The sequence below is a fragment of the Mariniflexile maritimum genome, assembly GCF_009746565.1.
Taxonomy (GTDB): Bacteria; Bacteroidota; Bacteroidia; order Flavobacteriales; family Flavobacteriaceae; genus Mariniflexile; species Mariniflexile maritimum.
The window spans coordinates 173,227-186,302 of record NZ_WRPN01000002.1; the positions used below are offsets into that span (position 1 = coordinate 173,227).

Here is a 13,076-nt window from a genome sequence, read left to right on the forward strand (position 1 = left end):
GGTTTTCAAGGAACCATGTAGAGATTTTTCAGGTGTTTCCGAAAACGGATACAGCTTTTAAAACTATTTCCTTTCACTCAACTTAATAACCTCTTCAATCATGATGTCGCTTTTGTTTAAAACCTCATCAAAGGAGCCGTTGCCGTAAAGTTGGTCTGCCAAAGTAGCTTTTATATATTCCTTTACTTCATCTTGGTAGGCTACAAAGGTTATTTTGGCTTCGGTTCTTAAATTCAAATAATCTTGGAAAGCGTACACCATATCTGTGGGAACTTCAAAAGAATCAATAAAATCTTGTCTGGCAATACCTTCATACATTTTTCTGTTTTTATCCAATGTTTCAAAAACAAAATTTCCAATATACCCATAGTTTTGCAAGAAAGTAAGCGTTTGGTTTTGCATGGCATCGTCAATAGGCACAAAAACATCGGGTATGATGCCGCCGCCGCCATATACAATTTTGCCTTTTGGGGTTTTGTATTTTAAAGAATCGGCCACTTTTATTTTATCTGGGTCCAATAACTCGCCGCTATCCAACCGTTCGAAATACTCGTCGTAATAATCCTTATTGCCTTTGCTGTAAGGGCGTTGTATGGAGCGTCCTGTGGGGGTGTAGTATCGTGAAACCGTTAAGCGAACGGCACTGCCGTCGCCCAAGTCCATTTCGCGTTGTACCAAGCCTTTGCCATACGACCTGCGACCAACAATGGTGCCTCTATCATTATCCTGTAACGCACCGGCAACAATTTCGCTCGCCGATGCGGAGTTTTCGTTTATAAGTACAAAAATGGTACCGCGTTCAAAATCGCCTTTGCTTGTGGCATAGTTTTTTTCGATACTGCCATGTTTGTTTTTGGTAAACAGGATGAGTTTGTCATCTTCTAAAAACTCATCTACAATTTGTTCGGCAATGCTTAAAAACCCACCAGGGTTATCGCGCAAATCGAGAACCATTTCGGTGGCACCAGCAGCCAGTAGTTTATCGAGCCCTTTTTTAAATTCTTTATAAGTGGTTTCGGCAAATCGGTTCACTTTTATATAGCCTAATTTATGGGTAAGCATGTAAGCCGCATCTACACTTTTAATAGGAATGTGTGAACGCTTTATGGTGAAATTAAGCAATTTTGGCTCGCCCTTTCTGAACACCTTTAGGCGCACCTTGCTATCTAAAGGGCCTTTTAGTTTTTTTACCAAATCGCCATCTTTAAATTTGTTTCCATAGAGGGTATCGCCATCGGCAATCAAAATTCGGTCGCCTCCCTTTATGCCTGCCTTGTCGCTAGGGCCATTTTCGATGGCTCTAATAACGGCAATAGAATCGCGATACGGATAAAAGCTTACGCCAATACCCACAAAATCGCCTTTCATGTTTTCGGCTACACTTTGCATTTCTTCCTTGGTAATGTAAACCGAATGTGGATCGAGGTTCTCCAAAATACCGTTTACCGTAACATCAACGATGCTATCGGTATTTACATTGTCAACATAGTCGTAATCAATATAGTCTATAAGTCTGTTGAGCTTGTCTTTTTTGCTGTTTTTGGAAAATAGTTTATCGGAAGAATCGCTAAAGTTTAATTTTCCGCCAATAAAAATGCCCGCTGCTACGGCAACGCCTATAATTAATGGCAAATATTTCTTTTTATATGGCATTATGCTTTTAAGTCTTCTATTAATTTTAATTCTATACCTGCTTTTTCAAGGAATTTTAATCCGGAATCGTCTTTGTAGGCTTCATGGTACACCACTTTTACGATACCGGCTTGATGGATTAACTTGCTACACTCCTTGCAAGGAGACATGGTTATATAAAGCGTTGCGCCTTTGCAGGATTGGGTTGATGCGGCGACTTTTAAAATGGCGTTGGCTTCGGCATGTAGCACGTACCATTTTGTGTAGCCTGCTTCGTCTTCACAAAAATTCTCAAACCCCGATGGCGTACCGTTATAGCCATCAGAAATAATCATGCGGTCCTTAACAATAAGCGCACCAACTTGCCGGCGTTTGCAGTAGGATAGTTTGCCCCATTCCTGGGCAATTCGTAAGTAGGCTTTGTCGTACTTAAGTTGTTTATGGTCTGGCATTTATTTTAATTATAATTTGGGTGTTACCCTCATTGGAAAACGTGCAAAATTAAAAAAAACTTTACAGTAATTCGTATTGGGCTTTTCGTTGCAATCTTTTGCTAAAAAGCAAAAGGGTTTTTACTTTAAATGTGTAACATTCACGAATTCCTTATTTTAAAAATAGTCATCAATGAGAAATCCTTAACGCAAACAATATAACGAATATACTGGGTTCGTATTTTAATTACAACGCAAGTTCGTTAAAGTTTTATGAAAGTTTGTGTAAATGGAACGGTTAATTTGGGTTTTTTAAAGAACACCCCTAAAGTCCCCTCAAGGGGACAACTTGATTGATGGGTTTTTGTGGGTAGTTTGGATTGAAAGGAATTGAAAAGATTGAGTTTGCCCATTTTAAAAAGCACACCCCTGAAGTCCCCTCAAGGGGACAACTTGATTGATGGGTTTTTGTGGGTAGTTTAGATTGTAAGGAATTGAAAAGGTTGAGTTTGCCCATTTTAAAAAGCACACCCCTGAAGTCCCCTCGAGGGGACAACTTGTTTGATGGGTTTTTGTGGGTAGTTTGGATTGAAAGGAATTGAAAAGGTTGAGTTTGCCCATTTTAAAAAGCACACCCCTAAAGTCCCCTCAAGGGGACAACTTGATTGATGGGTTTTTGTGGGTAGTTTAGATTGAAAGGAATTGAAAAGATTGAGTTTGCCCATTTTAAAAAGCACACCCCTGAAGTCCCCTCGAGGGGACAACTTGTTTGATGGGTTTTTGTGGGTAGTTTAGATTGAAAGGAATTGAAAAGGTTGAGTTTGCCCATTTTAAAAAGCACACCCCTGAAGTCCCCTCAAGGGGACAACTTGGTTGATAGGTTTTTGTGGGTAGTTTGAATGGAAAATAAGATAATTTCAACTAAATCACGTTAAAAACGGGCTATTCAATATCATAGGAATGACTAAGCCAACCACAATGGCAGATATTACCAATATCCAATCTCGTTTGTTAAACCTGAAAATGGTTTGCATGATATAGCCTAAAAGCAAAACGGCAAATACGATGATTATTTGGGCCAGTTCGATACCTACTGCAAATTCCAATAATAACATTAATTTACTGTCTGAGTCGCCCAACAGCATTTTAAACTCGCGCGCAAACCCTAGCCCGTGAATTAAGCCAAAGAACAAAGTGGATAAAAACAGAACCCCTATTTTTTCCTTTTGTGCGCCTTTGCCCGAAGTAAAAACATTAAAAAGTGCCACAATAAGGATGGTAATTGGTATTAGAAATTCTACCAGAGTCGCTTTTACGGTTACTACGCCATAAACCGCTAAAACAAGCGAAAGGCTGTGCCCTAGAGTAAACATGGTTACTAATAGCAACACGCGCTTCCAGTCTTTGAAAAGGTAAGGTACGGTTAAAACGATAAGAAACAACACATGGTCGTAGGCCTTAATATCAAGTACATGGTGGATGCCATATTGCACATTGAACCAAAAATTTTCAAGCATAATCATTCAATTTAGGGAAACCAAATATACAATTAATTAGAGTTTTCTGTGGGTTGGTTGTACTTTTTGTCGAGTTGCAAAAGCATTTCGTTTGTAATGGCCTCTAGGTTAAATTGGTGTTTCCATTTCCAATCTTGCCGTGCGTACGAATCGTTTATGTTTTTAGGCCAACTGTTGGCAATTTCCTGACGGTAATCGGGGGCATAGGTTATTTTAAAATCGGGCATCTGTGCTTTTATGGATTCTGCAATCTGTTTTGGTGTAAAACTTATGGCAGACAAATTGTAGGACGACCTGATTTTAACAGCATCCTTGGGTGCTTTCATAATATCAACCGTTGCTTTAATGGCATCGTCCATAAACATCATGGGGAGCTCGGTATCTTCAGCTAAAAAACATTCATAGTTACCATGGGTAATGGCTTTATGGTAAATTTCAACGGCATAATCGGTGGTGCCGCCACCTGGTAATGTTTTCCAACTTATAATGCCCGGGTAGCGCAAACTCCGCACATCAACACCATATTTTTTATTGTAGTATTCGCACCAGCGTTCGCCCACTTGTTTGGTAATGCCATATACCGTGGTAGGTTCCATAATGGTGTATTGAGGCGTAAATTCTTTAGGTGTTGTAGGCCCAAAAACGGCAATACTTGAAGGCCAGAATATTTTTTTTACAAATTTGGCTCGCCCTAAATTTAGTACATGAAAAAGCGATTCCACATTTAAGTCCCAAGCTTTCATGGGGTATTTTTCTCCAGTGGCACTTAACATAGCGGCCATGAGGTAGATGGTATCTATCTTATGTTTTTCAACACAACTTTTTATGCTTTCATAGTTTTGTGCATCTACTATTTCGAAAATACCGGCATTTACAATTTCTAAATTACTGTAGTTAATATCGCTTGCAATAACATTGGCATCACCATAAAGCGCTCTTAATTTGAATGTTAATTCGGAACCTATTTGACCACAGGCACCAATTATTAATATTTTTGACTTCATTAAAAAGCATTGTTTAAATAGTTTTCAAAAATAACAAGTTTTTATTGATAATAATATATTTTTTAAAATGAAATATTGTTAATTTGATGGTGTTCCTTCTGCTTAAAAAAGAACGGAAACTTATATATTTGTGTAAATAATTTTATATGGATTAGTTATGAAACTTAAATTTTTAGGGATTGTGTGGGTGCTGTTGTTTTTTGTTTCTTGTAAGAAAAAACAAGATGATGCCGCTTTGGTTGTTGAGAAGCCTGTTGAAAGTCAGGTAATTAAAGTAAAAGATGTTGCTAAAATTAAATACACCGATTATATTTTGGATTCGAGAGCCGAAGATTCCATTGTAAATTGGATGGCCTACAAGCAACTTGATGAGGTTGTAAATAATTTAAAAAAAGCAGATCTAAATTTTTTTAAGGCCAACGAAAAAAACGTTAAAGAGTTGGTTAGAAACTTGAAGCAAACAATTCCTGCGGAAATTAACAACAATGCCATTACAGCGCGCATTACAGCTTTGGAAACACAACTTTTAAAACTGGAAAGCCTTTACAATTTATCAACCACAACCAAACCGGAACTTCTTGAAAATATACGCGCCTTTTTGGTGGCCTTTTCAAACTTGAATTTACAAATGAACAAAAAGATTGAAGCCGACAATATCATTATCGAAAGGCCTTAAAAAACATAGCGTTAAGTTGTAAGTTTTAAAATTCACTTACGACCAATACAAAACTATGAAAAAGAAAGATTGATTTTTTTAGTTGGTTGGTTAGCAACAAGCCCGATTTTATAATCGGGCTTGTTTATTTTTACACCATGCGCAAAACGAAGTAATTTTTTTTACCGCGCTGCAATAAAATAAATTTATTGTTTATCAAGTCGTTATGGGTAAGCATGTAGCCTTCGCCAACTTTTTCTTTATTTACCGAAACGGCATTTTCCTTTAAAGCACGACGCGCTTCGCCATTCGATTTTAAAAATCCGCCTTTTTCGGCCAAAGCGGCAATGATGTCCAAGCCGTTTTCTAACTCGCTTTTATAGATTTCAGTAAGTGGTACACCATCAAAAACATCTAAAAAAGTTTGCTCATTCAGCTTTTTTAAATCGCTTCCTGTTGAATTTCCAAATAGGATTTCGCTTGCTTTTATAGCATTTTCCAACTCGTCGCTTGAATGGACCATGGTGGTAATTTCTTCTGCCAATCGTTTTTGTAAAGCTCGTAAATGGGGCGCTTCTTGATGTGTAGCTATTAGGTTCTCTATTTCGGTTTTCGATAAAAACGTGAATATTTTAATGTACTTTTCTGCATCAACATCACTGGTATTTAACCAATATTGATAAAATTTATAGGGTGATGTTCTGTTGGCATCCAACCAAATATTGCCACCTTCGGTTTTTCCAAATTTGGTGCCATCGGCTTTTGTAATTAACGGCCATGTTAGCGCAAAGCCTTTGCCGGCATCAACTCGTCGTATCAGTTCGGTTCCTGTTGTAATATTTCCCCATTGGTCGCTGCCTCCCATTTGCAAGGTGCATTGTTTGGTGCGGTACAGATGCAAAAAATCGTAACCTTGCACCAATTGATAGGTAAACTCGGTGAAGCTCATGCCCACTGCCGATTCGGACGATAACCGTTTTTTAACCGAATCTTTCGCCATCATATAATTAACGGTAATATGTTTGCCTACATCGCGAATAAATTCCAAGAACGTGAAATTTTTCATCCAATCGTAGTTGTTCACAATAATTGCGGCGTTTTCTGCATCACTGTCAAAATCCAAAAACCGCGATAACTGTTCTTTTATCGCGTTTTGATTATGTTTTAGCGTTTCTTCATTCAACAAATTGCGTTCTGCCGATTTTCCTGAAGGATCGCCAATCATACCTGTTGCACCACCAACCAGCGCTACCGGTTTATGTCCCGATAATTGAAAGTGCTTAAGCCCCATAACACCCACTAAATGACCAATATGCAGTGAGTCGGCCGTTGGGTCAATGCCAACATACGCCAACCGCATGGCCTCCATCAAGTGTTCTTCAACCCCCGGCATACTATCTTGTATCATCCCGCGCCAAGTCAATTCCTCAACAAAATTTTTCATCTTTTTTTTTGATTTTTTTAAAACTATGCAAAGATAAAAATAAAAACAAAGAAAAGCCCCCTAACCCCAACTAGGAACGGATGAAGCTCAAAAAAAAAAAAATGTCCAAAATATTAGAAGTTCCCCTTTTGGGTGTTAGGGGGCTTTTCACTATTTTCGTTGCATGATTTTAGTAACAGGAGGTACGGGTTTAGTGGGTGCGCATTTGCTTTTCAAGCTTGCCAGTGCGAATGAAGCCGTTAAAGCTATTTATAGAAGCGAACGCAAATTAGACTTGGTTAAAAATGTTTTTGCCACCTATACTGAAAACTATAAGGTACTTTTTGATGCTATTGAATGGGTTCAGGCCGATATTTTGGATATTCCGTCACTATCTGAAGCTTTTAAAAATGTTACCCACGTGTACCATTGTGCTGCTTTGGTGTCTTTTGAACCCAATAAGTACCATGAATTAAGAAAAACCAATATTGAAGGAACTGCCAATATTGTGAATTTTTGCATTGCCCATGGCATAAAAAAACTATGTTATGTAAGTTCCATAGCGACCTTAGGAAAACCACTTAACAGTACGTTTATTACAGAAGATGCCAATTGGGACCCGGAAAATGACAACAGCGTGTATGCCATTACAAAATATGGGGCCGAAATGGAAGTTTGGCGCGGCACACAAGAAGGATTGGATGCGGTAATTGTAAACCCTGGGGTTATTTTAGGGGCCGGTATCTGGAAATTTGGTTCAGGCAGTTTGTTTAAAAAAGCACATAAAGGCCTAAAATATTATACTTCGGGCACTATTGGATTGGTAGCCGTTGAAGATGTAGTAAACCTTATGGAAGCCTTAATGAAGGGCAGCATCGTAAACGAACGTTTTGTATTGGTGGCCGAAAATTGGCTCTACAAACGCTTTTTGCAAACCATGGCACAATCGGTTAATGCCAAAAAACCAGAAAAATTAGCTAGTCCCTTTTTGTTGGGCATTGCATGGAAATGGGATTGGTTAAGGCACAAGCTGTTGGGTAAACGCAGAAGGTTAACCAAAAGTATCAGCACGTCATTAACTACCGAAACGTTTTACAGTAGCGAAAAAATTAAAAGTGCCCTAAACTATAATTTTAAGGATATAAACGAAACTATTTATAAAGTGGGGAGTTTTTATCGGATGCAGGACTAATTAAAATGCCTTCCTCGGGGTTTAATGCCTTTTTAACCAAAACCGCTGCCAACGAATCTTTAGCCGTTACAGCATTTATGGAGTCTGTTTCCTTTTTTTTCTTTTTCTCTTCCTTTAGTTCTAATTCTTTTAAGGCTACTTTTAAACGCTCCAAACTATCGGTTACCTTGGTGTAAATTTCTTCGTAATCCTTAATTTTATGGGCATAGTACTTGTTGCTTTCTGCAAATTGCAAACTATCTATGCCATATTTTTCAAAAATGTAGCGGTTAATTTGCACGCCATGGCTCTCTAAAATGCTTTGGTTGGCGCTGGTTGCCGTTGCCAGTAATTTGGCATCAATTAAAATAGCGACCATGTTTTTTTTGGAAATGAGGTTTTTAGGCTTTTTAGGGCCGCCAAAACCACAGGATGCGACCAGAGCCATGATGCAGAAAAATGATACAAATTGTTTCAACATTATCTATTAAAAGTTAATCGTTTTGCAGCTTTTACATCGGTAAATTTTGAGTTTTGATATACCAGACTGCCATTTACAAAGGTATGGGTAATTCGTGACTTAAACGTGGTGCCTTCAAACGGCGACCAGCCACATTTGTATAAAATATTATCTTTGGTTACCGTCCATGGGTTGTTTAAATCCACCAAAACCAAATCGGCAAAATAGCCTTCCTTTATAAAGCCTCTTTTTTCTATTTCAAATAAAATAGCGGGGTTGTGGCACATTTTTTCAATAATTTTTTCAATGGAAATGACTCCTCTATGGTACATTTCCAACATGGCGGGTAAAGCATGTTGTACCAAGGGGCCACCCGAAGGCGCACTGGTATATAGGTTTTTCTTTTCCTCTAAGGTATGGGGTGCATGGTCCGTAGCAATCACATCAATTCTATCATCAAGCAATGCTTCCCATAATTGTAATCGGTCTTCTTCTGTTTTTACGGCAGGATTCCATTTAATCAATGTTCCTTTAGATTCATAATCCTTATCGGAAAACCATAAATGATGGATACAAACCTCGGCCGTAATTTTTTTGTCTTTTAAAGGGATTTTATTGCTGAAAAGGTTGGTTTCCTTTCCTGTTGAAAGATGGAACACATGCAAACGGGCACCTGTTTTTTGTGCGAGCTTGATGGCTCTGGACGATGATAGATAGCAGGCTTCCTCACTTCTTATAATTGGGTGGTAGCTTATGGGGATGGCATCGCCAAAGGTATCGAACTGTTGTTGAAAGTTTTTTTGAATGGTGGCCTCATCTTCACAATGAACGGAAATAAGCAACTTGGTATTTTTGAAGATGTTCTCTAAAACCATGGGGTCATCAACCAGCATGTTGCCTGTTGAAGAGCCTAAAAACAATTTCAACCCGGCCACGTTTTTAGCATCGACTTTTAAAATTTCATCCAAATTGTCGTTTGTGCCGCCAAACATAAACGAATAGTTTGCTGCCGAGGTTCGTGCGGCTATATCGAATTTTTCCTCCAACTTTTCAATGGTTGTTGTTTGCGGGTTGGTGTTGGGCATTTCAATAAACGACGTAATACCGCCCGCTATGGCTGCTTTCGATTCGGTTTCAATGGTTGCTTTTTGCGTTAGGCCAGGTTCTCTAAAATGTACTTGATCATCAATGGCACCGGGCAATAAATATTTTCCTTCTGCATCAATAACGTGCACATTGGATGATTTGGCGCTTATGGATTGGCTAATTTCTTTTATGTAATCGCCTTCAATTAATAGGTCGCCGTTAAAAATGCTGCCTTCGTTTACAATGTGGGCGTTTTTTATAAGTATGGTTTTCTGCTTCATATTCGGTCGCTACTTTTTAAATATACTGTTTATTTTCATTGAGATAACGCCAAAAATAGCTTCGGCAATAATGCCAGAGCTTAGTTTTGAGGTTCCCATGGTTCTATCGGTAAAAATAACGGGTACTTCAATAATCTTGAATTTTTTCAAATAGGTCTTAAATTTCATTTCAATTTGAAAGGCGTATCCAATAAATTTTATTTTATCTAGGTTTAATGTTTCTAAAACAATGCGTTTATAGCAAATAAAACCTGCTGTTGTATCGTGTATTTTCATGCCCGTAATGAAACGCACGTAGCGCGATGCAAAATACGAGATCAAAACCCTGCTCATGGGCCAGTTTACAACGTTTACTCCGGTTGCATAGCGCGAGCCAATAGCTAAATCGGCCCCTTCAACATGGCAAGCGTGGTGTAGTTTTACGAGGTCGTTTGGGTCGTGCGAGAAATCGGCATCCATTTCAAAAATATATTGGTAACTTCTTTGTAAGCACCATTTAAACCCGTGAATGTAGGCAGTGCCCAGTCCGGATTTTTCTTTTCTAACTTCCAGAAATAACCTATCGGGAAATTTTTTTTGAAGTTCCTTTACTTTCAGGGCCGTTAAATCGGGGGAATTGTCATCAACAATAAGCAGGTGCACTGCTTCCGATTTAGAAAACACCGCGTTAATTATGGCCTCGATATTCTCAATTTCATTGTAAGTTGGAATGATAACAACGGTATCGGTCATTCGTTAATTTTAAGGGAAACGTATTAATTCATGGCAAATGTACATTATTAGATGTTTATTTATTTTAAATATTCCTTAATAATTTAAGGCATCTAATTAAAATTTATAATAATTTTACGGGATGCTAAGGGAGGTTATATCAAATGATTTTTATACTATTATAATTGTTTTAGGGCTTGTTATTGTTGCTGTTGCAAAATTAACTTCACCAAAACGGTTCGATGATTTTGTTTCTGTTTTGGTAAATTCAAAGTACTTAAAAGTATATGCACGCGAGCAAAAATTTCTGGATAAGTTTGACGCGCTGTTGTTTGCCAATTTGGTAATTTCCATGTCGTTGTTCAGTTTTATCGTATATCGGTTTTTCATGAACACCAAAATTGTTCCTGTTGATATTATGGTGAAACTTTCGGTGGGTATCTGCCTGTTCATTTTAATAAAAGTGCTTATTGAACGCCTTATTGGAAGCCTTTTGGAGATAGACGACATTATCGACCAATATCTGTTCCAAAAAATAAGCTACAAAAACTATTTGGGTATTGTGCTTATCCCTATAAATACTTTTCTGCTGTTTAGTTTTAAGCCTTCATTGCCTTTTTTTTATGTAAGCGTTATTTTATTAATTATTGTAGTATTAATAGGATTATTTACCTCTTTCAAGGCACATCAAAGTTTTATAAAACATAATTTTTTTTATTTTATTTTGTATCTTTGCGCTTTAGAAATTGCACCCTACATTATTTTGTATAAGGTATTTATTTCTAAATAGAACGACTAACTACTTGTGTATATGAAAGTGAAAACCATTTTGGTATCCCAGCCTGAACCAAAAATTGAAAATTCGCCTTACTTCGATTTAATTGAAAAACAAAAAGTAAAAATTGATTTCAGACCTTTTATACACGTAGAAGGAGTACCAGCAAAGGAAATTAGACAACAAAAAGTTGATTTAAACCACTATACGGCCATAATTTTAACCAGTAGGAATGCCATTGACCATTATTTTAGGGTAGCCGAGGAAATGCGGTTTAAGGTGCCCGATACCATGAAATATTTCTGCCAGTCTGAAGCCGTTGCATTTTATCTGCAAAAGTACGTGGTATATAGAAAACGAAAAATTTATGTTGGAAAACGAACATTTTCCGAGCTTTCGCCCATCATAAAAAAATATAAGGACGAAAAGTTTTTAATGCCAAATACCGATAAGGTAAAAGATGAAGTGCCAAATACCCTTAATGCCTTAGGCGTTGATTGGAAACAGGCCATTTTTTACAGAACGGTTATTAGCGATCTCTCCGATTTGGCCGATGTTTTTTATGATATTTTAGTGTTTTTTAGCCCATCGGGCATTGAATCGCTTTTTCAAAATTTTCCAGGGTTTAAACAAAACGATACCCGAATAGCAGTATTTGGCGACACCACCATGAAAGCTGCTGAAGAAAGAGGCTTGCGCATTGATATCGCGGCTCCAACTCCAGAAACACCTTCTATGACAATGGCATTGGAGAAATATATTGAGAAAGCGAATAAGAATAAGTAAACTCCGCTTGTTTTTAAAGACTTACAGGAGGCATTATCTTATATGTATTTTGATTTTATTTTTAAAAAATTGAACAACAATACAACCCATGCCGAAATTAAAAGAAGGCCGCCAATAGGCGTTACAAAACCAATGGTTTTAAAGTTGAAGGTTGTTAGCGTATTGGTTGCCAACCCATAAATAGACCCCGAGAAAAGCAAAACCCCCAAGAGTGTTAGAAAATAAATCGCTTTTTTTGCTTTAGGCCTTACCGTTGCATTGGAGCCTACAAAAAACAAAAAAAAGGCGTGGTACATTTGGTATCTAACCCCAGTTTCAAAGCTTTGTTGAGCTTCAATAGGTATGAATGCTTTTAGGCCATGAGCGCCAAAAGCTCCCAGAATAATGCCCAATATCCCAAAAAGGGATGCGGTAATGAGTATGGTTTTGTTCATATAAAAAGCGGCTTACATCTAAATAATTGCAAAATTACTTAACAAATCCCATTATATGAAAAATTATTTGTTGGGGCACGTATTTAGTGCTGTTCTTATGTAAATTTCTACGCGTAATAAACATGTAGGTATTAAACCAAGGCTGTAAACCCTAAAAAAGCTAAAGACAGCAGTCCTGCCACCAACAGATTAATGGGCACGCCTTTCATCACTTTTGGCAGGTTGGCAAGTTCCAAGTGTTCCCGTATGCTTGCAAAAACAATCAATGCCAAGGCAAAACCAAGTGAGTTTGAAATGGCAAAAAATACGGCCTTTAACAAACTGCCATTTTCAAGTCCCAACGCTAAAATGGCAACCCCCAAAACGGCACAATTGGTTGTGATTAGCGGAAGAAAAACACCCAAGGCCTGATAAAGTGACGGACTCACTTTTTTAAGGATAATTTCCACCATCTGTACCAAAGCGGCGATGACCAAAATAAACGAAATGGTTCTTAAATAATCCAATCCTGCCGGAATTAAGACGTATTGATGAAGCAAATAGGTTACTGTTGTGGCAATCGTCATCACAAATAATACGGCCCCAGACATGCCAACGGATGTGGAAACCTTATTGGAAACGCCCAAAAACGGACAAATGCCCAAGAATTGCGATAGTACAATGTTGTTTACAAATACGGCAGCTATGAGAATAATTACATAATCCATATC

General features: G+C 37.9%; 14 protein-coding genes. 4 read left to right on the top strand and 10 right to left on the bottom strand.

Translation table 11 applies throughout. The features are described 5' to 3' along the window. Window positions 1-63: 63 nt before the first annotated feature. The 4 genes from GQO80_RS03600 to GQO80_RS03615 form a co-directional block, all read right to left on the bottom strand. Window positions 64-1,653 (bottom strand): S41 family peptidase, encoded by a 1,590-nt coding sequence (locus GQO80_RS03600; RefSeq protein ID WP_157206965.1) that lies wholly within the window; start codon window positions 1,651-1,653, stop codon window positions 64-66. Next, window positions 1,653-2,084: a deoxycytidylate deaminase gene (locus GQO80_RS03605; protein ID WP_157206966.1), complete on the bottom strand. Its 432-nt coding sequence runs from the start codon at window positions 2,082-2,084 to the stop codon at window positions 1,653-1,655. Before GQO80_RS03605 ends, GQO80_RS03600 begins: the two co-directional genes overlap by 1 nt. Before the next feature lie 905 nt (window positions 2,085-2,989). Then, a complete protein-coding gene (locus GQO80_RS03610) occupies window positions 2,990-3,580 on the bottom strand; it encodes a HupE/UreJ family protein (protein ID WP_157206967.1) in 591 nt (196 codons plus the stop codon). 32 nt (window positions 3,581-3,612) lie between these two features. Continuing rightward, complete coding sequence (locus tag GQO80_RS03615; protein WP_157206968.1) at window positions 3,613-4,584, bottom strand: NAD-dependent epimerase/dehydratase family protein; 972 nt, start codon at window positions 4,582-4,584, stop codon at window positions 3,613-3,615. Between the two features lie 157 nt (window positions 4,585-4,741). Between GQO80_RS03615 and GQO80_RS03620 the strand changes: the two genes are divergently transcribed. Further along, a complete protein-coding gene (locus GQO80_RS03620; protein WP_157206969.1) occupies window positions 4,742-5,260 on the top strand; it encodes a hypothetical protein in 519 nt (172 codons plus the stop codon). A gap of 130 nt (window positions 5,261-5,390) precedes the next feature. Here the strand turns inward: GQO80_RS03620 and tyrS are convergent, their stop codons facing one another. Further along, complete coding sequence (gene tyrS, locus GQO80_RS03625; RefSeq protein WP_157206970.1) at window positions 5,391-6,683, bottom strand: tyrosine--tRNA ligase; 1,293 nt, start codon at window positions 6,681-6,683, stop codon at window positions 5,391-5,393. A gap of 163 nt (window positions 6,684-6,846) precedes the next feature. Between tyrS and GQO80_RS03630 the strand changes: the two genes are divergently transcribed. Next, the gene (locus GQO80_RS03630) at window positions 6,847-7,854 is read left to right on the top strand and encodes an NAD-dependent epimerase/dehydratase family protein (RefSeq protein ID WP_157206971.1); all 1,008 of its coding nucleotides are present in this window, start codon (window positions 6,847-6,849) and stop codon (window positions 7,852-7,854) included. Here the strand turns inward: GQO80_RS03630 and GQO80_RS03635 are convergent. From GQO80_RS03635 to GQO80_RS03645, 3 genes are read right to left on the bottom strand one after another with little or no spacing between them, the layout of a single operon-like run. Continuing rightward, window positions 7,814-8,314 carry a DUF4296 domain-containing protein gene (locus GQO80_RS03635; protein WP_157206972.1) on the bottom strand — a complete coding sequence of 167 codons (501 nt, stop codon included), beginning with the start codon at window positions 8,312-8,314 and terminating at the stop codon, window positions 7,814-7,816. The two genes, GQO80_RS03630 and GQO80_RS03635, sit on opposite strands and share 41 nt — an antisense overlap. Continuing rightward, window positions 8,314-9,660, bottom strand: a complete 1,347-nt coding sequence (locus GQO80_RS03640) for a dihydroorotase (RefSeq protein WP_157206973.1) — start codon at window positions 9,658-9,660, stop codon at window positions 8,314-8,316. Before GQO80_RS03640 ends, GQO80_RS03635 begins: the two co-directional genes overlap by 1 nt. 9 nt (window positions 9,661-9,669) lie before the next feature. Next, entirely contained in the window at window positions 9,670-10,392 is a 723-nt protein-coding gene (locus GQO80_RS03645; RefSeq protein WP_157206974.1) for a polyprenol monophosphomannose synthase, read from the bottom strand. Window positions 10,393-10,513: 121 nt separating this feature from the next. On the opposite strand from GQO80_RS03645, the gene GQO80_RS03650 reads away from it, so the two are divergent. Together GQO80_RS03650 and GQO80_RS03655 are read left to right on the top strand one after the other, a co-directional pair. Then, window positions 10,514-11,161 carry a DUF4271 domain-containing protein gene (locus GQO80_RS03650; protein ID WP_157206975.1) on the top strand — a complete coding sequence of 216 codons (648 nt, stop codon included), beginning with the start codon at window positions 10,514-10,516 and terminating at the stop codon, window positions 11,159-11,161. A gap of 21 nt (window positions 11,162-11,182) precedes the next feature. Beyond that, on the top strand, window positions 11,183-11,932 hold the full coding sequence (locus GQO80_RS03655; protein WP_157206976.1) for a uroporphyrinogen-III synthase: 750 nt from the start codon (window positions 11,183-11,185) through the stop codon (window positions 11,930-11,932). Window positions 11,933-11,970: 38 nt separating this feature from the next. Here GQO80_RS03655 and GQO80_RS03660 read toward each other — a convergent pair whose 3' ends face one another. Together GQO80_RS03660 and GQO80_RS03665 are read right to left on the bottom strand one after the other, a co-directional pair. Then, on the bottom strand, window positions 11,971-12,366 hold the full coding sequence (locus GQO80_RS03660) for a DUF423 domain-containing protein (RefSeq protein WP_157206977.1): 396 nt from the start codon (window positions 12,364-12,366) through the stop codon (window positions 11,971-11,973). A 131-nt stretch (window positions 12,367-12,497) separates the two neighbouring features. After that, on the bottom strand, window positions 12,498-13,073 hold the full coding sequence (locus GQO80_RS03665) for an electron transport complex protein RnfA (protein ID WP_157206978.1): 576 nt from the start codon (window positions 13,071-13,073) through the stop codon (window positions 12,498-12,500). Window positions 13,074-13,076 lie beyond the last annotated feature (3 nt).